This window comes from Amycolatopsis sp. NPDC051716 (assembly GCF_040681595.1).
Lineage (GTDB): Bacteria > Actinomycetota > Actinomycetes > Mycobacteriales > Pseudonocardiaceae > Amycolatopsis.
Genome location: NZ_JBFAZA010000038.1, coordinates 72,195 through 92,883, shown reverse-complemented (window position 1 = coordinate 92,883; position 20,689 = coordinate 72,195). Strand labels below are relative to the sequence as shown.

General features: G+C 72.5%; 22 protein-coding genes. 7 read left to right on the top strand and 15 right to left on the bottom strand.

The genetic code is table 11. From position 1 onward, the window contains the following. Window positions 1-224 precede the first annotated feature (224 nt). Window positions 225-491 (bottom strand): hypothetical protein, encoded by a 267-nt coding sequence (locus tag AB0M30_RS38425; protein ID WP_013227053.1) that lies wholly within the window; start codon window positions 489-491, stop codon window positions 225-227. 237 nt (window positions 492-728) lie between these two features. On the opposite strand from AB0M30_RS38425, the gene AB0M30_RS38420 reads away from it, so the two are divergent. Next, entirely contained in the window at window positions 729-3,080 is a 2,352-nt protein-coding gene (locus AB0M30_RS38420; RefSeq protein WP_364594692.1) for an alpha-L-fucosidase, read from the top strand. Here the strand turns inward: AB0M30_RS38420 and AB0M30_RS38415 are convergent. From AB0M30_RS38415 to AB0M30_RS38400, 4 genes are all read right to left on the bottom strand, one after another. Then, window positions 3,061-5,043, bottom strand: a complete 1,983-nt coding sequence (locus AB0M30_RS38415; protein ID WP_364594689.1) for a UvrD-helicase domain-containing protein — start codon at window positions 5,041-5,043, stop codon at window positions 3,061-3,063. The two genes, AB0M30_RS38420 and AB0M30_RS38415, sit on opposite strands and share 20 nt — an antisense overlap. Window positions 5,044-5,110: 67 nt before the next feature. Next, window positions 5,111-6,295: a 4-hydroxybenzoate 3-monooxygenase gene (locus AB0M30_RS38410; RefSeq protein WP_364594686.1), complete on the bottom strand. Its 1,185-nt coding sequence runs from the start codon at window positions 6,293-6,295 to the stop codon at window positions 5,111-5,113. A gap of 33 nt (window positions 6,296-6,328) precedes the next feature. Beyond that, window positions 6,329-7,822 carry a glycosyltransferase family 39 protein gene (locus tag AB0M30_RS38405; protein ID WP_364594683.1) on the bottom strand — a complete coding sequence of 498 codons (1,494 nt, stop codon included), beginning with the start codon at window positions 7,820-7,822 and terminating at the stop codon, window positions 6,329-6,331. A 41-nt stretch (window positions 7,823-7,863) separates the two neighbouring features. Continuing rightward, complete coding sequence (locus AB0M30_RS38400; RefSeq protein WP_364594680.1) at window positions 7,864-9,192, bottom strand: diaminopimelate decarboxylase; 1,329 nt, start codon at window positions 9,190-9,192, stop codon at window positions 7,864-7,866. Between the two features lie 82 nt (window positions 9,193-9,274). Here AB0M30_RS38400 and AB0M30_RS38395 point away from each other — a divergent pair, with 82 nt between their 5' ends. Beyond that, the gene (locus AB0M30_RS38395; protein WP_364594677.1) at window positions 9,275-10,153 is read left to right on the top strand and encodes a LysR substrate-binding domain-containing protein; all 879 of its coding nucleotides are present in this window, start codon (window positions 9,275-9,277) and stop codon (window positions 10,151-10,153) included. Here the strand turns inward: AB0M30_RS38395 and AB0M30_RS38390 are convergent. Both AB0M30_RS38390 and AB0M30_RS38385 read right to left on the bottom strand, forming a co-directional pair. Next, window positions 10,150-10,704, bottom strand: coding sequence for a hypothetical protein (locus AB0M30_RS38390; RefSeq protein WP_364594674.1), 555 nt, complete (start codon window positions 10,702-10,704; stop codon window positions 10,150-10,152). The two genes, AB0M30_RS38395 and AB0M30_RS38390, sit on opposite strands and share 4 nt — an antisense overlap. 26 nt (window positions 10,705-10,730) lie before the next feature. After that, window positions 10,731-12,020: an NAD(P)/FAD-dependent oxidoreductase gene (locus tag AB0M30_RS38385; RefSeq protein ID WP_364594671.1), complete on the bottom strand. Its 1,290-nt coding sequence runs from the start codon at window positions 12,018-12,020 to the stop codon at window positions 10,731-10,733. A gap of 168 nt (window positions 12,021-12,188) precedes the next feature. Here AB0M30_RS38385 and AB0M30_RS38380 point away from each other — a divergent pair, with 168 nt between their 5' ends. Then, complete coding sequence (locus AB0M30_RS38380) at window positions 12,189-12,557, top strand: STAS domain-containing protein (protein ID WP_364594668.1); 369 nt, start codon at window positions 12,189-12,191, stop codon at window positions 12,555-12,557. A 64-nt stretch (window positions 12,558-12,621) separates the two neighbouring features. On the opposite strand, the gene AB0M30_RS38375 is transcribed toward AB0M30_RS38380, so the two are convergent. From AB0M30_RS38375 to AB0M30_RS38365, 3 genes are read right to left on the bottom strand one after another with little or no spacing between them, the layout of a single operon-like run. Further along, the gene (locus AB0M30_RS38375) at window positions 12,622-12,888 is read right to left on the bottom strand and encodes a DUF4235 domain-containing protein (RefSeq protein WP_086853791.1); all 267 of its coding nucleotides are present in this window, start codon (window positions 12,886-12,888) and stop codon (window positions 12,622-12,624) included. Beyond that, a complete protein-coding gene (locus AB0M30_RS38370) occupies window positions 12,885-13,190 on the bottom strand; it encodes a DUF3618 domain-containing protein (protein ID WP_013227044.1) in 306 nt (101 codons plus the stop codon). The genes AB0M30_RS38375 and AB0M30_RS38370 overlap by 4 nt, the downstream gene beginning before the upstream one ends. Beyond that, window positions 13,187-13,600 (bottom strand): phage holin family protein, encoded by a 414-nt coding sequence (locus tag AB0M30_RS38365; RefSeq protein ID WP_360180995.1) that lies wholly within the window; start codon window positions 13,598-13,600, stop codon window positions 13,187-13,189. Before AB0M30_RS38365 ends, AB0M30_RS38370 begins: the two co-directional genes overlap by 4 nt. A gap of 121 nt (window positions 13,601-13,721) precedes the next feature. Here AB0M30_RS38365 and AB0M30_RS38360 point away from each other — a divergent pair, with 121 nt between their 5' ends. The 3 genes from AB0M30_RS38360 to AB0M30_RS38350 all read left to right on the top strand — a co-directional run bounded on the left by AB0M30_RS38360 (window position 13,722) and on the right by AB0M30_RS38350 (window position 15,659). Beyond that, window positions 13,722-14,183, top strand: coding sequence for an SRPBCC family protein (locus AB0M30_RS38360; protein WP_364594665.1), 462 nt, complete (start codon window positions 13,722-13,724; stop codon window positions 14,181-14,183). Between the two features lie 99 nt (window positions 14,184-14,282). Beyond that, window positions 14,283-15,122 carry an aldo/keto reductase gene (locus tag AB0M30_RS38355; protein ID WP_364594662.1) on the top strand — a complete coding sequence of 280 codons (840 nt, stop codon included), beginning with the start codon at window positions 14,283-14,285 and terminating at the stop codon, window positions 15,120-15,122. A gap of 69 nt (window positions 15,123-15,191) precedes the next feature. Continuing rightward, on the top strand, window positions 15,192-15,659 hold the full coding sequence (locus AB0M30_RS38350; RefSeq protein WP_364594659.1) for a hypothetical protein: 468 nt from the start codon (window positions 15,192-15,194) through the stop codon (window positions 15,657-15,659). A gap of 57 nt (window positions 15,660-15,716) precedes the next feature. Here the strand turns inward: AB0M30_RS38350 and AB0M30_RS38345 are convergent, their stop codons facing one another. Both AB0M30_RS38345 and AB0M30_RS38340 read right to left on the bottom strand, forming a co-directional pair. After that, on the bottom strand, window positions 15,717-16,517 hold the full coding sequence (locus tag AB0M30_RS38345) for a GAF and ANTAR domain-containing protein (protein ID WP_364594656.1): 801 nt from the start codon (window positions 16,515-16,517) through the stop codon (window positions 15,717-15,719). Window positions 16,518-16,558: 41 nt separating this feature from the next. Next, window positions 16,559-17,080: a hemerythrin domain-containing protein gene (locus AB0M30_RS38340; RefSeq protein ID WP_364594653.1), complete on the bottom strand. Its 522-nt coding sequence runs from the start codon at window positions 17,078-17,080 to the stop codon at window positions 16,559-16,561. A 124-nt stretch (window positions 17,081-17,204) separates the two neighbouring features. Here AB0M30_RS38340 and AB0M30_RS38335 point away from each other — a divergent pair, with 124 nt between their 5' ends. After that, window positions 17,205-18,722 carry a CYTH and CHAD domain-containing protein gene (locus tag AB0M30_RS38335; RefSeq protein ID WP_364594650.1) on the top strand — a complete coding sequence of 506 codons (1,518 nt, stop codon included), beginning with the start codon at window positions 17,205-17,207 and terminating at the stop codon, window positions 18,720-18,722. A 225-nt stretch (window positions 18,723-18,947) separates the two neighbouring features. On the opposite strand, the gene AB0M30_RS38330 is transcribed toward AB0M30_RS38335, so the two are convergent. The 3 genes from AB0M30_RS38330 to AB0M30_RS38320 all read right to left on the bottom strand — a co-directional run bounded on the left by AB0M30_RS38330 (window position 18,948) and on the right by AB0M30_RS38320 (window position 20,577). Beyond that, window positions 18,948-19,739, bottom strand: coding sequence for a SigB/SigF/SigG family RNA polymerase sigma factor (locus AB0M30_RS38330; protein WP_360181009.1), 792 nt, complete (start codon window positions 19,737-19,739; stop codon window positions 18,948-18,950). Next, entirely contained in the window at window positions 19,736-20,185 is a 450-nt protein-coding gene (locus tag AB0M30_RS38325) for an ATP-binding protein (RefSeq protein WP_103343929.1), read from the bottom strand. The genes AB0M30_RS38330 and AB0M30_RS38325 overlap by 4 nt, the downstream gene beginning before the upstream one ends. A 62-nt stretch (window positions 20,186-20,247) precedes the next feature. Continuing rightward, a complete protein-coding gene (locus AB0M30_RS38320) occupies window positions 20,248-20,577 on the bottom strand; it encodes a plasmid stabilization protein (RefSeq protein WP_364594646.1) in 330 nt (109 codons plus the stop codon). Window positions 20,578-20,689 lie beyond the last annotated feature (112 nt).

The window sequence follows — 20,689 nt, the reverse complement described above, 5'->3', positions numbered from 1 at the left end:
CGGGGTTACCCGGTCCCGATCGGGCGGAGGCTGGCCCGGATCGTTGCGTCGTGGTGACCCCGGAGGGCGTGTGCGAGACGCCCTCACCCCAAGCACGGCCGCCGGCCCGGCCCGGTTCAGCGCATTCCGAAGGTTTCTCTTCCGTCCGGCCGCGAAAAGCCGTGAAGGCCACCTCGAGGGACGCGGTGTCCTGGAGGTGGCCTTCACGGCGTCGAGCGGGAGGCTCAAGCAGCGGCGGCGGGAAATCCGGTCAGGGCGCGGTGGCCCGCGTCGGTCAGTTCGGCGGGGGCCCACTGGCCGGGCGCGACGAGCCGGGTGGCTCTGACCAGCCCGGCGCGGGCGAGGTCGTGGGCGGTGTTCTGGTCGCAGCACGAGAGGCCGTCCACGCGGAGGTCGGGTTCGCAGCTGCAGCGGAGCTCGGCGCGTCCGTCGGCGATCGCCTTGAGCATGGCGATCGCGCGGCGGCTCAGCGCGTTCGGGTCGGTGGACATCGGTCTGGCCTTTCGGTGCGGCTGGGTTCTGGCGCGAGGGCTGCAGCTCGTTACCTAGGGATACGCGGCGAACACGAGCACGGTTCACCACGATCGGGCCAGTTGGCCCCTTGACACGGCGGAGGCCAGCAAGCAGGCTCATTCATCGGATGAATCAGTTCCGCCAGCGACAGATGTGCGTCTTGAGGACGAACTCTGTCGAAATTCCGCCGTAGTCATCCGATCCCTGGAGGCTCAGTGCCGACCTTCCCCCGCCGCCAAGCTCTGGGCATCGCCCTGGGTGGTGCCGTCGCGCTCAGCGCGGCCGGCCGTACCCCCGCCGGCGCCGCCATCCCCGTGGACGCCGCCCCGGACCACGCCGACACCCCGATCGTCCCGCCCCCGCCGCCGGTCCCGGTGGCCCTCGACCCCTGGTTCACCAACGATGGCATCGACAGCGCGTCGGCCACCGGCGGCGACTTCGACGGGTCCGGCTACACCTTCCCCGCCGAGCACCTGCCGGCCGGGCAGACCGTCACCGCCGGCGGCGTCCCGTTCAAGCTCGGATCCGCGGCCGCCGGGGCGAAGAACAACATCGCCGCCATCGGACAGCGGATCGACCTGCCGAAGGGCCGCTACTTCGTCGCGTACTTCCTGGTCGCCGGCAGCTACGGCGCGGCCGGCGGCCCGGCGACCGTGCACTACGCCGACGGCAGCACGAGCGCCGGCTCCCTGTCCGGCCCCGACTGGTACACCGGCAGCGGCGCGCTCGTCTCGCCGTTCCGCTACGCGCCCGGCGGTGTCGTCGACGACAACCCGGTTTCCGTGGCCACCGGCCAGGTCTGGATCGACCCGGCCCGCGAAGCCGTCGCGCTGACCCTGCCCACGACGGCGAACCCCGCGCCGAACGTCGCCAGCCTGCACGTCTTCGCGCTCACCCTCCAGCCGGTCGCGGTGGGCCGCTCGGCGCTGATCCTCGACGGCCGCTCGTCGGCGAACCTGCTGACCGACGGCGGGCCGCAGGCCGCCGAAGCGACCATCGTCAACGCCGGGACCGTGTGGCTCGGCGCGGGCGACCGGGTGAGCGTCACCGTCGACGTCCCCGGCGGCCGGACGGTCGTGCCCGCGACCGTCCGGGCGCTCGCGCCGGGGGAACAGGCGACGGTCCGGCTCGGCCTCGCCCCCAACGCGTCCGTGCCGCCCGGCACCACCACGAACGGCCAGATCCGGGTCACCGCCGGCCGCGGCACGCTCGCCACCCAGCAGGTCCCGATCACTCTCGGCATCCCGGACTTCCGGCCGGCCGACGCGTCGCTCTCGACGCACCGCGCGCCCTACTGGTTCACCGACAGCAAGTTCGGCATCTTCATCCACTGGGGCGTGTACGCCGTGCCCGCCTGGGCGCCGGTGGGGCAGCAGTACGCGGAGTGGTACTGGCAGAACCAGCAGGACCCGAACGGCGCGACCTACGCCTACCACCGGCAGAAGTACGGCGAAAACTTCACCTACGACGACTTCATCCCGCACTTCACCGCGGCGAAGTTCGACCCCCGCGGCTGGCTGAACCTCATCGCGGACGCGGGCGCGGAGTACTACGTCCTGACGTCCAAGCACCACGACGGCTTCGCGTTGTGGGACACGAAGGTCAGCGACCGCAACTCCGTGAAGCTCGGCCCGAAGCGCAACATCGTCAACGAACTCTTCACAGCCTCGCGGAAGTACACCCCGCAGCTGCGCAACGGCCTGTACTTCTCGCTGCCGGAATGGTTCAACCCGGACAACCCGTGGATGGGCCACGCGCCGCGCAACCCCTACACCGGCGCGTCACTGCCCTACACCGGCTACACCGCGGGGAAGGACTTCGTCCGCGACTACCAGGCGCCGCAGGTGCTCGAGCTGATCTCCGAGTTCGACCCGGACGTGCTGTGGTTCGACATCGGCGGCGTCAACGACACCCGCGCGGTGATCTCGGAGTACTTCAACCACGCGAAGAACCGCAAGCGCCCCAAGGACGTCACCTACAACGACCGCGGCGGCATCCCGGACCACGACTTCACGACGCCGGAGTACACGACGTACCCGAACACCGTGGTGGCGAAGTGGGAGGCGAGCCGGGGCCTCGACCCGTTCTCCTACGGCTACAACCGCGCGACCCCCGACGACCGGTACATGACGGCGGAGGAGGTGGTCCGGACGCTCGTCGACATCGTCTCGAAGAACGGCAACTTCCTGCTCGACATCGGCCCGGACTTCGACGGCACGATCCCGGACGTCATGCGGACGCACCTGCGGGACGCGGGCGCGTGGCTGAAGGTCAACGGCGAGGCGATCTACGGGACGACGTACTGGTCGAGGATGGCCCAGCTCGGCGACCTGCGGTTCACGGTGAAGCAGAACGAGGCGTTCTACGTGCACTCGCTGACCGCGCCGGGCAGCCGCGTGGTCGTGGACGCCCCGGTGCCGATCCGCGCCGGCGACCGGGTGACCATGCTGGGCTACCGCGGGAACCTGCACTGGACGGTCGAGAACGGCTCCCTGGTGATCGACGTCCCGGCCGCGGCCCGGCAGGCGGGCCGCTACACGTGGGTGTTCAAGATCGCCTGGAGCTGACCCGTCGTTCGGTCAGCGAACGCAGTTCCCGCGGGACCGGCCCGGGGTGGACCACGCCCAGCCGCTGGGTGGCGCGCGTCATGGCCACGTAGAGGTCGTTGGGTCCGCACGGGCCGGCCGCGAGGACGGCGGCGGGGTCGGCGATCACGACCGAGTCGAACTCGAGACCCTTCGCCTCGGCCGGGGTCACCAGCACCACTTCGGCGGTCAGGTCCGGCGGCACGCTCAGCGACAGCGCGACCGCCAGCTCGCCGGTCTCCGGCGCGATGATCGCCAGCTGCCCCTCGGTGTGCTCGTCGACGAGTTCGGCGAGCACACCGGGCAGGTCGGTGGCCGCCTGGCGCCACGGCGGATTTCCGCTCGCGCGGACCGACGTCGGCGGCCGCAACTCCGGATGGTGCGCCGCGAGCAGCTCCGCCGCGACCTCCATGATCTCCGCCGGCGTGCGGTAGCCGACGGTCAGCTGCGCGAGCCGGTGCGGCCGCGGCACCCGGTCCCACGACGCCGCGCCCGCCGCGCTCCCGGTCTGGGCCGGGTCCCCCACGACGGTCATCGACCGGGACGGGCAGCGGCGCACCAGGACGCGCCAGTCCATTTCGGACAGTTCCTGGGCCTCGTCGACCACCACGTGCCCGAACACCGGCACGCTCTCGCCGACCAGTGCGGCGGCCTCGTCCAGCAACGGGACGTCCGCGGCGCTCCACGGTCCCTCGACCACCTCCGCGGGAGTCAGGGAGGGCCACAGCTCGTCGAGCACGTCCCGGACGCCGGCGTCGCCGAGCAGGGTGGTCCGCAAGGCTTCCCGGTCCGGCTCGTCCAGGAGGACTCGCGGGCCGTCGTCTTCGGCCGGGTCGAGCACCACGCCCGCGGCGGCCAGCGAGCGCAGCTCGGCTTCGCCGAGGCGGCCGTCGGCACTGCCGCCGTCGAGCGCCTCGCCGGCGTCGGTGAACGCGACCGCCTCCATCCGGTCGACCAGCTCCCCGGTCAGCGTGGCCACGACCGCCCGGTGGAACACGTCCCGGGCCTGGTTGTGCGGCAGCCCGGTCTCCCTGGCCTGCCGGACGGCCCGGCGCACCACCGCCGGGTCCAGCCGCAGGACCTGCTGTTCGAACTCGACGTCCACCGGCTCCTCGGGTACCCGGACGGTGGCCCGCACCGCCTCGGCCAGCCGGGACGCCATGTCCGCCCGGCCCTTACGGGCGGCTTCCGCCGCCGAGTCCACCCGGGTGACGGCGACGCCGGGACGAAGATCGGGCACGGTCGCCGTCACCACCCGGTTCTCGCCGAGCCCGGGAAGCACCTGGCCGATGTAGTCGAGGAACACCCGGCTGGGGCCGATGACGAGCACGCCGCGGGTGCGCAGGTGCTCGTGCGTGTAGAGCAGGTACGCGACCCGGTGCAGGGCGACGGCCGTCTTGCCCGTGCCCGGGCCGCCCTCCACGACGAGCACGCCCTGGGCGTCGTCCCGGATAATGCGGTCCTGCTCGGCCTGGAGCGTCGTGACGATGTTGCTCATGCGCCCGGTGCGCTCGGCCGTGACCGCGGCCAGCAACGCGGCCTCGCCGACCAGCCCGTCGCGCGGCCCGGCCGGGTCGAGCAGTTCGTCGTCCACGGCGACAACGGTCCGGCCGCGGGTGGTGATCCGCCGCCGGCGCACGACCTCGCCCGGCTCGGCGGCGGTCGCGGTGTAGAAGGGCCGGGCGGCGGGCGCACGCCAGTCCACCAGCAGAGGCCGGTCCTTCTCGAACAGCCCGAGCCGCCCGATGTGGACACGCCGGCCGCCGGTCAGGTCCAGCCGGCCGAAGCACAGCCCGTCCTCGACCGCCGCGAGCCGCGCCACCTCGGCCCGCCACACGTCCGAAGCGTGGCCGCGGGCGAGGGCGGCGGCCGCCTCCTCCCGCAACGCGTCGAGGCGGGCGTAGAGAACGTTCACGTGGTCCTGCTCAGCGGCGATTTCGTGCATGCCGGAGAGCGTGCCCGGGATCTCGCGGAAAGTGCAGTCTTGTTCTTCTTGACAGCGTCAGCGCGCCTCAGAAGTCCGCGTTCTTGCCGATGTAGAGCTCCGCGAACGCCGCCGCGGCCGCGGGCGAACCGAGCAGGCGGCGCATCCGGGCTTCCGCGATGCGCGCCGCGAACGGGTTCTCGCCCGCGGCCGCGGTGTGGTGGAAGATGTCGGACAGCCACAGCGAAAACTCCTGGTACTGCCACACCAGCGGCAGGCACGCGGCGGAGTAGCCGGCCAGCGGCGCCGGATCGCCCGCGTAGTACGCCTCGAACGCGTCGGTGAGCAGGAACGCGTCGTGCAGGGCGAGGTTCATGCCCTTCGCCGCGATCGGGGCGACCAGGTGCGCCGCCTCGCCCGCGAGGTGCAGCCGGCCGTGCGACATCGGCTCGACGACGGAGTTGTGCATGTCGAGGATCCGCTTCTCGAACAGCTTTCCCTCGATGATCTCGCCGCCGGGCACCGCCAGCCGCGCGTGCAGTTCCCGCCACACACGCTCGTCGGGCCAGTCCGCCTCTGTCTCACCCGGTGCGGTCTGCAGGTAGAACCGCGTCACCGCCGGCGTGCGTGCCATGTGCGCGGCGAACCCGCGCGGGTGGATGCCGAACAGCACGCCGTCGGCCGACGGCGGAGCCTCCGCGAGCAGCGCCAGCCAGCCGATTCCGTAGTCGTGGTGGGCCTTCACCGTCGATTCCGCCGGCAGGTAGCCCTGGCTGACGCCGCGGGCGCCGTCGCAGCCCGCCACGAAGTCGCAGTCGATCCGGTGCTCGCCGCCGCCGGCCCGGAACGTGACGGCGGGGGAGTCCGAAGTCAGGTCGTGGAGCTCCACGTCCGAGACCTCGAAGACCGCGTCACCGCCGGAGCCGGTGTACCGCGCGACCAGATCGGTCACCAGAAGCTGTTGCGGGTACACGAAATGCCGCTGCCCGGTGACGTCGCCGTAGCGGAAGACGTGCCGCTGCCCGGCGAACCGGAACTCGAACTCCTCGTGCCGCGGCGCCTTCGCGACGAGCTGCTCGCCGAGGCCCCGCTGTTCGAGCCCGCGGACCGCCCACTCCTCGATGAACCCGGCCCGTGGCCGCTGTTCGATGAACGCCCGGCTCTGGGCCTCCAGCAGCACGCAGCCGATCCCCGCGCGCCGCAGGAGGTTCGCCACCGTGAGTCCGGCCGGGCCCGCCCCCACCACGGCCACCGCCGTGCGCCTCGCCACCATGCGCCCGAGGGTAGCGCGAACCGGACGAACCGCTCAGTAGTAGTGCCGCAGCTGGGGCCAAGCCTGCGACCACGGCCGCGTCAGCGTGCACAGCGAAAGCACGACACCTTCCTCGTCGTTGTCGACGCCTTCGGCGTTGTGGTGCTTGGCGACCGCGCGGCACCCGGTGATCAGCCGGGACGCGGGCGAGCCGGGCGGTACCCGCCCGACGAGCAGCACCGGGCCGACCAGCCGGTCCGGCGGCGGCCCCCAGTCCGCGTACGACATGTGCGCCGAATACGGCTGGGGTAGCCCGAATTCGGGTCCGTAGCGCTCGATCGCGCCGGCTTCGCCGTAGTTGCCGGCGAGGATCACCGCGGTGTCGCGCTCGGCGTCCGGGATCCGCCGCCACGCACCCGCGACGCTGCCGGCGAAGTCCGGCCAGCCGACCTGCTCGCCCGGCTCCTTGTTCATCGCCAGCAGTGGGCCGTTCAGCGCCGACGCCGGCACGACCGGGAGTCCGACGAGGACGGACACGGCCACGCACACCGCGGCGGCCGCGCCGGTGAGCACCCGCCGGAGCGTCCCGCCCCGGCCCAGCCACCGCAGCGCCGGTTCCGCGCCCAGCGCGACCAGCGGCAGCAGCAACGGCACCGAGTAGTACGGCTTCCCGCCGAGCACCAGGAGCTCGGCGCAGACCACCGGGTAGGCGATGGCCAGCGGGCGGGCCCAGCGCAGGGCGGGGTCACGCCACGGCCGCACGAGCCCGGCGATCCACACCGGCACCAGCAGTGGCGAAAGTAGGAGCAGCTGCATCGGCACGAACAGGAGGCGGTTCTCGGTGCCGTCGTCCTCGCTGATGCCGCCGGCGACGGTGAGCATCGGCCAGCCGTGCGACGCCTGCCAGAGCACCACCGGAGCCGCCAGGACGGCGGCGATCCCGACGCCGGCGGCGAGCCACCAGGTGCGCAGCACCCGGCGCGGCCCGGCGATGGCGACGCCGATGCCGAGCCCGGACAGCAGGAGCAGGACGAGCCACTTGTTCGCCAGGCCGAGACCCGCGGCGGCACCGGCGGCGAGCCACCACCGGCCGTCGCCGGTGCGCAGCAACCGCAGGCCGAAGAACGCGATCAGCGACCACAGCAGCACGTCCGCGGAGTTGGTCGCCAGCATGTGCGACACGACCAGGACGTAGGACGACAGCGCCGTCGCGATCGCGGTGAACAGCTGGACACCGCGGCCGCCGCCGAACTCGCGGGCGATCAGCGCGACGACCACCACCGTCGCCATCCCGAGCAGGGTCGCGATCACCCGCAGGCCCGTGGGTGTCTCGCCGAACAACGCCGTCGACGCCCGGGCGAGCCACGGGGTGATCGGCGGGTTGTCGACGTACCCCCAGTCCGGCCGGCGGCCCGCGGCGACGAAGTACAGCTCGTCGCGGTGGAAGCCGTAGCGCCCGGACAATGCCGTCAGCACGACGGCCTGGACGGCGACGACAATCCCGACTGGCAGCGCGGCGAACCGCGGCAAGTCCCGACCGGCCCCCATGGCAGTCTCCCCTCGGCGTGCGGAGGATCGTACGCCGGGGATCAGGCCGCCGGGACCACTCCGAGGAATTCGCCGCCGGCGTCGGCGACCAGCTCGGCGAGGGTCTGCGCGCGGCGCAGCGGCGTGAACCGGACGTCACCGCGGGGCGACACGGTGAACCCGTACACCGCCGGGCGCGGCAGCGTGTTGTACGCGTAGTGCGCGCCGAAGTAGTACGCGCCGGTGTCGTGGGCGACGACGAGGTCGCCCGGTTCGAGCAGCGGCAGCGGCCGCTCGCGGGCGAGGAGGTCCCCGGCGAAGCACAGGGGCCCGGCGATGTCCTGCGGTACTTCGGGTCCGGTCTTCGGCGTGCCGGCCGGGCCGAACGCGCCGATCCGCAGCGGCCAGTGCTCCGGCTGGAGCACCGTGCGCGCCGCCACCTGCGCACCCACGTGCGTCACGGCGATGTGCCGTCCGCCGGCGACCTTCGTGTACTCCACCGTGCTCACGAGAAAGCCGCTCTTCGCCAGCAGGGACCGGCCGAACTCGGTGACGAACGCGTAGCGCCCGTCGGCCAGGGCCGGGACCCGGGCCAGCAGCGTCGCGACGTACCCCGCGTACGTCGGACCCGGCTCCTCGGAGGTGAAGTCCACCGGCAGGCCGCCGCCGAGGTCGAGGCTGGTGACCTGCCGGTACCCGGCCTCGGCGTTGATCTCCTCGGCGAGTTCGTGCACCGCCGCGACGCCGTCGGCCATCAGCTCCGGCGGGCAGCCCTGCGAGCCGACGTGGACGTGCAGCCGGGTCAGCCACGGCCGGTGCGCGAAGGACTCCAGCAGCAATCCCCGGTTTCCGGGGTCCCGCAACGGAATGCCGAACTTCGACGCCGCCGTGGCGGTGCTCGTGTCGCCGATCCGGCCGGCCCCGACCTGCGGGTTGATCCGCAGGCCCAGCACCGACCGCGGCGGTGTCGCGCCGACCAGCCGGTCGAGCCGGGCGAGCTCCTGGAAGTTGTCGGCGTTGACCGCCGTGCCCTCGGCCAGTGCGTGGGCGAGCTCGGCGGTCGTCTTGGCGGGGGAGTCGAGCACCAGCCGCGGGCCGCGCAGGCCCGCGGCCTCCGCGACCGCCGTCTCGCCCGGGCTCGCGACCTCGGCGTCGATCCCGAGGTCGCCGAGGAACCGCAGGAGGGGCGCCAGGCCGCACGCCTTGGCGGCGACCGTGTGCTGGACCCGCCCGAGCGGCGCGAACGCCTTCGTCAGGTCTTCGGCGGCTTCCCGGACGGCGGCCAGGTCGACGAACCCGGCCATCGGGGCGGCGAGCCGCCGGTCCGCCGCGGCGGCCAGGGCGAGCAGCTTGCGGTCGGTGCGGGTCAGGGGCGCGCTGGTCGTGGTCACGGGATCCAGGACAGCAGCGGGCGGGGCGGGCCGTCCAAGACTTCGTCCCGATCAAATCATAGGAGCACCTTATAATCGCTGGGTGGACCTGCGCCGATGGCACTACTTCGCCGTGCTCGCCGAAGAAATGCACTTCACGAAGGCGGCCGCCCGGCTGTTCGTGTCCCAGCCGTCGCTGAGCCAGCAGATCCGCGCCTTCGAGGCGGACCTGGGAGTCGCGCTGCTCGACCGCACGGGCCCGCGCTTCGCGTTGACCGACGCCGGCCGGGTGGCCGCCGCCGAGGCCCGCGACCTGCTCGATCGGCTGGACCGCGCCCGGGGCGCGATCACCGCGGCCGGCCGCGGTGACGCCGGGCGGCTGCGGATCGCCTACACGCGTTCGGCGCCCGGCCCGCTGGCCGGCGACCTGGTCGCGTTGTACCGCGAGCGGCACCCGGCCGTCGAACTCGCCCTGGAAACCGGCTGGACCAAGCTGAACCTGGCCCGGCTGGCGGCGGGCGAAATCGACGTCGGCTTCGTGCGGCCGCCGGTCACCGTGCCGGGCATCGAGGTCGCCGTGGTCGGCTCCGAGGAGGTCCTGCTCGCGCTGCCGTCCGGGCACCCGCTCGCCCACCGCCGCGGCCGGGTCCGGCGCGCCGCGATCGCCGCCGAGCCGGTGGTGTTCTGGCCGCGGGAGAACGGCCCCGGCCAGTACGACGCGATCAGCGGCCAGGTCTGGCCCGGCGGGCTGCCGCCGATCGTCCGCGAAGAACCGGAGGACGAGCAGCTCATGCGCGCGGTCGCCGAAGGGGCGGGCGTCGCGGCGGTCCCGGAACACCGGGCCCGGGCGCTGCGGCGCCGCGGGGTGGTGCTGCGGCGCCTCGAAGACCCGCCCCCGAGGATCGACCTGGGCCTGGCCTGGCGGGCCGGCTCGGCGTCCCCGGTGGTGCGGGCCTTCGTCGCGCTCGCTTCCGCGGGCTAGTTCTCGCCGAGCGCCCTGCGCACCGCCGAGACGACGGCGGGGTGGCCGAGCGGCAGCGGCGGCGGCACGCGGTCTTCCGGGCTCACCGCGCTCGACGCGACCACCCGCACCTCCGTGCCCGTCTCGAGCAGCTTGGCGACCACGTCGTCGTGTTCGGCCAGCCAGGCGTCATTGGCCTGGAGGGCGTCGTCGGAGGCGAGGAACGCGTCCGAGGCCGGGTCGACCAGCAGCAGGTGCGTCGCCGCACCCGGGTGCCGCTCGACCAGCTGCAGCGCCTCCGCCGCGAACGGGCCGCTCGCCACGACGGCGATCTCGGGATCGTGCGGGCCGGCGTCGCCGAGCAGGTCGTCGGCTTCGGTCAGCGCGCCGCCGGCGGGCATCCGGCACCAGAACACGGCGCGCTGTTCCGCCAGCGGCCGCCAGGTCGCGGGCAGCTCGTCGTGCTTCGCGGCGCCCGCCGGGTCGAGGACGATCACCTTGGGCCCCGACGGGTCCCCGGCGGTCACCACGGCGGGGCCTTCGGAGCGGACGGGTTCGGGTTCGGCGGGCATGGGCGTTCCTTTCACCGAAAGGGAGTTCAGCGGCGGGGGAGTTCCGGGCTGTCCGTGTCGAGCGGCACGGCCCCGGAGCGGACGAGTCCCAATTGGACGGTCTGGCGGCCGGTCAGCGCCTCCAGGACCCAGTCGACGGCCGTGCGCACGCGGTTGCCCGGCATCGCCATCAGGTGGTAGGCGCGCGTCACGGCCTTCGCCGGGCGCCCGGACAGCGGGATGTGCAAGGGGTTCGCCGCGGCGGCGCCGGCCCCGAGGTCGACGACGAAGCCGAGGTCGTGGTGCCGGTAGGTACCCCGCCGGCCGTACCCGAGCGACGCCGCCACGTTGCGTCCGGCGAGCCGGCCTTGGCGCTCGGCGTGCTGCGCGGTCATCGCGGTGTACTGGCCGGGACGCGTGAGGTCGGGCACCGCGGCCGCGTCGCCGCAGGCGAACACGTCGTCGCGGCCCGGCACGGTCAGCTGCTCGCTGACCACCAGCCGGCCCTTCGCGGTCTCGAGCCCGAGGCCGGCCACCAGCGGGTCCGGCCGCACGCCGACGCACCACACGAGGGTGCGGGCCGGCACGGCGTCGCCGTTGGTCAGCGTGACGCCCTTGGCGTCGGCGTGCTCGACCGAGGTCTTCATGAGCACCTCGACCCCGCGCGAGCGCAGCACCTGGTCGGCGGTCCGGCCGAGCCGCCCGGCGAGCTCGGGCAGCACCCGCTCGGCGACGTCGAGCAGCAGCCAGCGGATCCGCTGCCCGGCCAGTTCGGGGTGGCGCTTGGCGAGCGCCGCGGTGAACGCGGGACCCTGCGCGGCGACCTCGGTGCCGGTGTAGCCGGCCCCGACCACCACGAACGTGCAGCGCGCGTCGCGTTCGGCCGGGTCGTCGGCCGCGGCGGCCAGTTCGATCTGCCGGGTGATGTGGTCGCGCAGGTACAGCGCTTCCGGCACACCGCGGAAGCCGTGCGCGTACTCGGGGACGCCCGGGATCGGCAACAGCTTGTTGACGCTGCCCGCGGCCAGCACCAGCCGGTCGTACCCGATCCGGTGTTCGTTGTCTTCGGGATCGGTGTAGGTGACGTGGCGGGCATCGAAGTCGACACCGGTGGCCACCCCGAGCACCAGCCGGACTCCGCGCAGCGTCTCGGGGATCGACACCGCGACGCGCCGCGGGTCGAGGATCCCGGCCGCCACTTCGGGCAGCAACGGCAGGTAGAGGAAATAATCCGTGGGATTCAGGACGACCACTTCGACGTCTTCGCCGGCTTCCTTCCGCAGGCTCTTCGCCGCGTGGTAACCGGCGAAACCGCCGCCGACGATCACGACACGCATGGAGCTCCTTCCGGGGCGGATATCCGTCCCGAACGGATTACCCGAGGTCGGAGCCGGGAAACCCGCGGGGTTGACCTCACCGCCCAGGGGCGTACGGTCAGGGGGTTGGCTGTTGTTCAGACACGTGCTCCGGTCAGCGCCCCTGCACCGCTTGAAATAGGGAGCGCCATGTACGACTGTTTCCGCACGCTCTACGAACCGTCCGGCCTGACCGTCACCACAACCGAACGACCGGGTGGGATCACCGTCCTCACCCTGGTCGGCGACATCGACGCCGCCACGGTCGGCATCCTCGACGAAGCCCTCGTCACCGGCGAGCGGCTGGTCGTCGACCTGACCCGGGTCGCCTTCCTGAGCTGCGCCGGGGTCCGCGCGCTCCTGCAGGCGAACGCCCGCACCGAACTCGCCCTCGTGCTCGGCGGCCACGCGGTCACCCGTTCGCTCGAAGCCACCGGCGCCGACCTGCTGCTGAAGATCCACCCCCGCGTCGGTGCCGCGCTCGCCGGCTTGGCCCTCGAGCCCGGCCGGGAGGCGTGACCGCTCGCCGGACACGCCTCCCGCCGTCCACTGTGTACTTCAGGTCTTCGACAACGCTTGCTGTTCAGTCGTCTCCGGGCCAGTCGCCGGTCGCCTTGCGGTAACCGACGGCGCCGGCTCGTTCGGTGGCGGCCTTGACGGCACCGAAGATCGCCCCCTGCACCGCCGCCGCGATGACCACCTGACGCCAGGTGTAGTCGCGGTCGGTGGCGTCGGGGGCGTCGTCCTCCCCGGCCACGCGGCTCCAGACCTGCTTGAACACCTGGCCGGCGAGGATGCCGCCCAGGGCACCCACCACCCAGCTCAGCGGCTTGTAGAGCGCTTTGTTCACGAGTTCCTCCGGCGCAGGATCAGGCGGATCAGGATCAGCAGGCCCAGCACGCCGGCGAAGACCGGCAGCGGGTTGGCGCGGACGGCGTCGGCGCCCTGGCGGAACTTGACCGCGGTCGGCTCGTTCGTGACGTCGGCGACCTTCGCGGTCGCCTGGTCGAGCTTCTCGTCGACGTTTTCCTTGACCCTGGCCTTGACGTCGAGCTTCTGGCCGAGCGCCTCCAGGGTTTCGGTGAGCTCCTCCCGGGTGGCGTCCCGGTCGAGGCGCGCCTCTTCGGCGTTCTTCGGGAAGTCCCCGCTCATGTCCGCACTCCCTGCTTCACGGTGTCCACGTCTTCGCGGACGCCGCTGATCGCTTCCTCGGGCACCGGCGGCACCCCTTGCGCCACTTCCTTCTTCCCGACCAGCGCCGCGATCCCGGCCACGACGAACAGCGCGACCGCGACGATCACCGCCGCCAGCCAGCCGGGCACGACCAGCGCGAGCGCCAGCACGGCCGCCGCGACCAGCGTGCCGGCGCCGAGGAACGCGAACAGGCCCGCCGCGCCGAACAACCCGGCGCCGAGGCCCATCTTCTTGCCCTTGCGCTGCAGCTCGAAGGCCGCGAGCCGCATCTCGTCCCGGACGAGCCGCTTGACCTCGTCGGTCAGGTCCGTCACCAGTTCGCCGACCGAGCGGTCGGAAGCCGGCTTCTTGTTCACCTCTTCGATCACCGAACACCTCCTTGCCTGGTCGCCGTATACCCGGCTCGGCCGTGCGTCAATCGCGCCGCGTTTGACCTCCGGTGCACCGGGTAGCCGATTTGTACCCACCATCGACGAGGAGGAGGAGTGCATGAGCACGATCACCGAAATCGTGGACGTGGAAGTCCCCGTTTCGACCGCGTACAACCAGTGGACGCAGTTCGAGGAATTCCCGCAGTTCATGGAGGGCGTCGAGGAAATCCGCCAGGTCGACGCCACCCACACCCACTGGGTGACGCGGTTCGGTGGCGTGACGCGCGAATTCGACGCGACGATCACCGAGCAGCACCCCGACGAGCGGGTCGCCTGGACCTCGGACTCCGGGCCGGACCACGCCGGCGTCATCACCTTCCACCGGCTGGACGACTCGCACACCCGGGTGACCGCGCAGATGGACATCGACCCGGAGGGCTTCGCCGAGAACGTCGCCGACAAGCTCGGCGTGCTCGGCCGCCGCGTGAAGGGCGATCTGAAGCGGTTCAAGGAGTTCATCGAGCAGCGCGGCCGGGAGACCGGCGGCTGGCGCGGTGACGTGGACCGCCCGGGGCAGTAAGACCCGCGAGTCACCCGTTCGGGGTGAGTTGTCGCGGCGGGGCGGGATCATCCGCCCCGCCGCGTTTCACGTCCGGGGACCGCCGGGTAGGCCGGACTCATGACGACCACCACAGCCGGCGTTCCCACCTTGGAATTGAACAACGGCGTGCGGATCCCGCAGGTCGGGTTCGGCGTTTTCCGGATCCCGCCCGAGGAAACGGCCCAAGCCGTGCGGACGGCCCTGGAAACGGGGTACCGCCACATCGACACCGCGCAGGCCTACCGCAACGAGGCCGGTGTCGCCGCCGGGATCGCGGAGTCCGGGGTGGCGCGCGAGGACGTGTTCGTCACGACGAAGCTGGCGAACGACGCGCACGGGCACGACAACGCGATCACCGCGCTCGAAGGCAGCCTGCGCCGGCTCGGCTTCGACTACGTCGACCTCTACCTGATCCACTGGCCGTTGCCGGCCAAGGACACGTTCGTCCGGACGTGGCAGGGCTTCGAAGACATCCTCCGGGCGGGCAAGGCCCGCGCCGTCGGCGTGTCGAACTTCCAGCCCGCCCACCTCGACCGCCTGATCGAGGAGACGTCCCTGGTGCCCGCGGTCAACCAGATCGAGCTGCACCCGGCACTGCAGCAGGCGGAGCTGCGCGAGTACCACCGGGCGCACGGCATCGCCACCCAGGCGTGGAGCCCGCTGGCGCAGGCCGGCGTGCTCGACGACCCGGTGCTCCGCGGCCTGGCGGAGAAGCACGGGCGGACGCCGGCGCAGGTCGTGCTGCGCTGGCACGTCCAGCTCGGGAACATCGTCTTCCCCAAGTCGGCGTCACCCGGCCGGATGCGCCGGAACATCGACGTGTTCGGCTTCGCACTCGACGACGAGGACATGGCGGAAATCGGCCGGCTGGACGAAGGCCGCCGCACCGGGCCGGACCCGGACACCTTCACCGCGTGACGGGGGCGTTTCCCTGCGCGACCTGCCGGGTATTCCTCCCGCAAGGTCCCCCAGGAAGGAGCGTCCGGCATGACCACGAACGCGTACCTGTCGTTCCTCGCGATCGGCGTTGCGCTGGTCCTGATAGACGGGCAGATCATCTACCGCAGCGGCCGCCGCTACCTGGAGAACTCCTACGGCGACCCGGCGGCCGGCGCTTCGATGACCCGCCTGGTCACGGTGCTGTTCCACCTCGCGACGCTGGGGGTGCTGGCGCTGATCTCGACCATCGAGATGGGCGGCAGCGACCTGCCCGGCGTGGTGGGGCGGATCGGCGTGCTGCTGCTGATCCTCGCGCTGGCCCACGCGATCACCCTCGGCGTCCTGGCCCGCATCCGCGGTGAGCAGGAGGTCGAGGCGGTCGTCCAGCGCGGCCCCCGGCCGCGGGCGGACATGGAGCAGCAGGGCACGACGGTCACCCCGGTGCCGGGCCAGGACGGCCGGTACCCGGCCGCCAGCCCGACGCTGGAGAACCGGTCCCCGTACTCCGCCCAGTAACGGCGGCACCACAGCGAGGGCGGCACCTTCCCGGGAAGGTGCCGCCCTCGCTGTGTGTCACGCTTCGGAGGCCGGCAGATCCACTTCGGTGTGCCGCGAGGCGAGCGCCGTCGCCAGATCGGCGAGCTTGACGTTGAGGTCCTGCGACGCGCGGCGCAGCACGTCGAAGGCCTCGTCGGCGGTGATGCCGCGGCGCTGCATCAGGATGCCCTTCGCCTGGCCGATGACATCGCGGCTGTCCAGGGCCCGGCGCAGGTGCGCCGACTCCAGCTCGGCCGAAGCCACGGCTTCGGTGTGGGCCAGCGCGAGGGAAGCGTGCGTCGCCAGCAGCAGCGCGGTGTCGATCGCCGCGGTGTCGAACGCGCCCGGCGTCCGCGAATAGATGTTGAGCGCGCCCGACAGCCGGGGCGGGCGGGCGTCCGGGAGCAGGGCGGTGGCCAGCACCGAGTGGTAGCCGTGCCGGGCGGCGGCCGGGCCGAACGCCGGCCAGCGGGGGTCGCTGCCCAGGTTCCGCGACCAGCCGATGGCCGGGCCGTCCGGGCGGGCCGACTCCACGCACGGGCCCTCGCCGTGGTCGTACTGCACCTGGTCGAGCCGCTCGGTGACCGGGTCCGTCTCGACGGGGGTGTGGAACGTCCCGTCGGTGTCCCGCAGGGTGACGCTGACCAGGTGGGCGTCCGGGATGAGCGCGATCGCCGCCCCGACGACGAGCTTGAGCACGCCGGCGACGGTCGGCGTCACGTCGAGCAGGGTCCGCGTGAGGTCGGCGAACTGCCGGGCCAGCGGCCCCGGCTCCGGTTCACCGTCCCGCCCGAACCAGGCCCGTTCCCGGGCCCACTCCTCTTCGCCGACGCTCATGGGTCCTCACTGTCTTCCGGATCGAGGTACAGGCTGCCCATTCAACCCGATGCCGGGGCGCGCAGGGCGGCACGGGCCCGGTCGACGAAGCCCAGCCCCGGCCACAGCTGGTCGGCCTGGGGCATCCGGTCGGCGAGGTCGGGATGCGGGAGCCGCGGCGCGGCTTCCCGGGTCTCGAGAACTTCGCGGCCCAGTTCGGCCTGCCGGTCGGCGGAGCAGGTGCGCCGGATCTCGCGCACGGCCGCGGGCCCCTCCTCGCGGACGTGCCGCCGGACGGCGCGGATCAGCCCGCCCAGCAGGCGTTCGAACCGCGTCTCCTGCGGCCCGGCGCCTTCGAGCTCCCGCATCAGGCGGTCCGCTTCGGCGAGGTCGCCGTCGCCGTCGAGGTAGGGCTCTTCGGCGACGGCGTGCCGGACCAGCTCCGCGATCAGGTGATCGGCGAGGTCCTTGCGGTTCTCCGGACTGCCCTGGCCGAGCTCGAGCTCGGTGCAGAGCCGGTCGAGCTCGCGGTGGTCGCCGGCGAGGACGGTCGTCAGGTCGGTTGCGGACTGCTTGCCGTTCATGCACTCTCCTGGTCCGGGCTCGGGTTCGCAGCATGGGATACCCGCTGCTCCGGCGCCGAATCCCGTGTCGGCCGGGCGCCTCCCGGGTATTCACCGGGAAACCGGCCCCCGAGGAGGACGAACCATGGCAGCGCCGTCGCGCGTGACCGAGCGCGAACGCAAGTACGAGATCGTCGCCGGCAGCGGGGTGCCCCGCCTGGTCGGCGTCGGAGGTGTCGAAACGCAGGACGACCCCGTCGAGCACGTCCTGGACGCGTCTTACTACGACACCGAGACGTTCCGGCTGGCCCGCGGCGGCATCACGCTGCGGCGGCGCGTCGGCGGCCCCGACGCCGGCTGGCACCTCAAGCTCCCGGTGTCGGCCGACGAGCGGCAGGAGCTGCAGCTGCCGCTGGGCGGCGACCCGCACAAGGTGCCCGGCCGGCTGCGGCGCCTGGTGCGGGCGTACACGCTGGGGGAGAAGCTGGTGCCGATCGCGCACCTGCGCACCGACCGCTTCGCCCACCGGCTCGCCGGCCCGGGCGGCCGCACCATCGCGACCCTCACCGACGACCACGTGACCGGGGAAGCCGGCGGCGCGACCGCAAGGCTCGACGAATGGCGCGAACTGGAACTCGAGCTGGACCCCGCGGCCGAACCGGCGCTGCTCGGGGAGTTCGACCGCGCGCTGACCGAGGCCGGTGCCTCGGTGGCGCCGTGGCCGTCGAAACTGCGCCGCCTCGTCGGTGACCGCGTCTCGGCGCCGCGTCGGCCCGGCAAGAAGCCGTCCGCCGGCGACGTCGTGCTGGCGGCCGTGCGCGAGCACTACGGCCGGTTGCGCCGTGCGGACGTCGGGGTGCGGCTCGACGCCGAGGATTCGGTGCACCAGATGCGCGTCGCGATCCGGAAGCTGCGAAGCACGTTCCGCACCTTCGGCTCTCTCATCGACGAGAAGCGGACGGCGCCCCTCGTGGCCGAGCTGCAGTGGCTCGGCCGCCAGTTGTCGCCGGCCAGGGACACCGAGGTCACCGAGGAGCGGCTGCGCGAACAGCTCGGCGAAGTGCCTTCGGAGCTCGTGTTCGGACCGCTGCGCCAGTTCCTCACCCGCCATTTCGCCCGGGAGGCCGAGGAAGGGCGGACTCGCGCGCTGGCCGTGCTGACCGGCAAGCGCTACCTGCAGCTGCTGCGCGAACTGGACGCCCTGCTGGACGAGCCGCCGCTGACCGCGAAGGCACGCAAGCCCGCGAAGGCCGGTCTGCGCAAGCCGCTGCGAAAGGCCGCGAAGAAGCTCAGCCGCGCCCGAGCGGCAGCCCGCGGCCTGACGGGCGACGAGCTGGAGACAGCCCTGCACGACGTCCGCAAGAAGGCCAAGCGGGCCCGCTACGCGGCCGACACCGTGAAGCCGGTGTACGGGAAGAAGCTGCGGGAGTGGCGCAAGAACGTCAAGGCCGTCCAGAGCACGCTGGGCGAGCACCAGGACACCGTGGTCGGCCGGGACGTCCTGCACCACCTCGCCATCGCCGGCCACGGCGAGGGGCAGAACACCTTCACCTTCGGGCTGCTCCACGCCCAGGACGCGGCGCGGGCGGCGCAGCTGCGCGAGACGTTCGCGCGGGAGTGGCGGCGGCTGCGGAAGGGCGGGCGTCCCGGCTGGCTGGCCTGAGCCCGCCCCCGCACCAACTTCCGGGAGCTGCGCTCGCGGGCAGCCGGGGCGGGACGGCCTCGGCAGCCCGCGTGGCGCGGTTCTTCGCCGGTCTCGGGCGCCGGCCCGGCTCACTCCGGCCGGCCGGCGCACCTCGCCTGGGCAGTGCCGCCCTCGATCCGGATGGGCCAGGAGGTGGCGGTCGAGGCCGCGGGCCCCGGCGGTTCGTCCTCGGGGCCGGGCCGGCTAGCCTTCGCCGGTCAGCTTCCCGCGCAACTGCTCCAAGGTCTGCGACAGCAGCCGGGAGACGTGCATCTGGGAGATCCCGACGCGGTCGGCGATCTGGGTCTGCGTGAGCCCGCCGAAGAACCGCATCACCAGGATCGCGCGCTCGCGCTTCGGCAGTTCCTGCAGCAGGGGCTGGAGGGCCTCGTGGTTCTCGACCATGGCCATCTCGTGGTCCGGTTCCCCCATGGTGTCCGCCAGCGACAACGCCTCGGCGTCGTCGTGCACCGGCTTGTCGACCGAGAGCGCCTGGTAGGCGTTGCCCGCGAGCAGACCTTCGCGGACCTCGTCGATGTCGAGGTTCAGGTGCTCCGCCAGCTCGGTCGGCGTGGGGGCGCGGCCCAGGCGCTGGGAGAGCACCGCCGAGCCCTGGCTCAGTGAAAGGTGCAGCTCCTTGAGCCGCCGGGGGACGCGGACGGACCAGCCGGTGTCGCGGAAGTGCCGGCGGACCTCGCCCATGATCGTCGGCACCGCGAAGGACAGGAAGTCGTGCCCCCGGGCGGGGTCGAACCGGTCGACGGCGTTGATCAGGCCGATCCGCGCCACCTGGACCAGGTCCTCCCGCGGCTCCCCGCGGCCGGAGAACCGGGTCGCGATGTGCTCGGCCAGCGGGAGCAGCTCGGTGACGAGCTTGCTCCGGATGCCCTCCCGGCGCGGGTCGTCGGCTTCGAGGCCGTCCAGTTCCTTGAACAGCGGTTCGCAGTGGGCATATTCGTCCGGGCGGTGGAGGAGGGTTTTCCGCTCGCTGCTCACGCGCTCGTTCCCGGGTTGAGCACCAGCTCGATCGTGACGATGCCCGCACCCCCACCGGGAAGCGCGTCGCAGTGCGCGGTCACCGACTTGCTCAGGGTCGTCAAGACGTGCCACCCGAACGTGCGATCGCTCGGGGGTCGCGGGTCACTCGACCGGGTCGAAACGATGACGTGCAAGCCGTCGGGGGCGAGCCGGAAGCGGCACTGCAGCTGCGAGCCCAGTTCGGCCAGCTGGACGAGCTGCGCGCACGCCTCGTCGACGGCCATCTTGGCGTCGGCGATGGCGTCCAGCCCGAAGTCCGCGCGCGAGACCACGCCGTGCGTGAGCATCCGGACCAGGGGGATCTGCTCCGCCATGGCGGGGAGCCGCAGCTCGACGAGTTCGTCGAGCAGCTCGTCGACGGTCGGCTTGCCGCCGAACGAGCTGTCGCTTCGAGTTTCTTCCATGCGGGAGGTACTACCCATCCGGTGTAATGCTGACACTTCGTGATCAGGGATTTCGGGTTTCGTCACCGGCCCAGCGCCCGTTCGAGTTCCTTCTTGGTCATCTTCGAGCGCCCGTCGATGTTCTTCTTCTTCGCTTCGTTGTAGAGCTGGTCCTTCGTCGGGCCGCCCGGGCCCTTGCGGTTGCCGGACCGTTCGCCACCGCGCTGCTGCGGCGACTTGTCCTTCAGCGACGTCTTGCTCGCCTGCCGGGACTCACCCGCCTGGGCGCGGTTCTTGTTCACCGTGCGGGCCGCGATCTCCTTGGCCCGTTTAGTGCTCGCACCGCGGTCCTCGGCCGAGTCCTTGACGTGCTCGTACTGGCGTTCGCGCTTTCCGCTCCACGACTGAGGCATACCCGCTCCCTTCGTCTCGCGCGGTGGGTACCCGGTTGATCACGGGGTAAACGTCCCGGTCGGGGTGGTTACCCGCCGCGGCCCCCGGGTACGCGGAGAGCTGTGACAACCG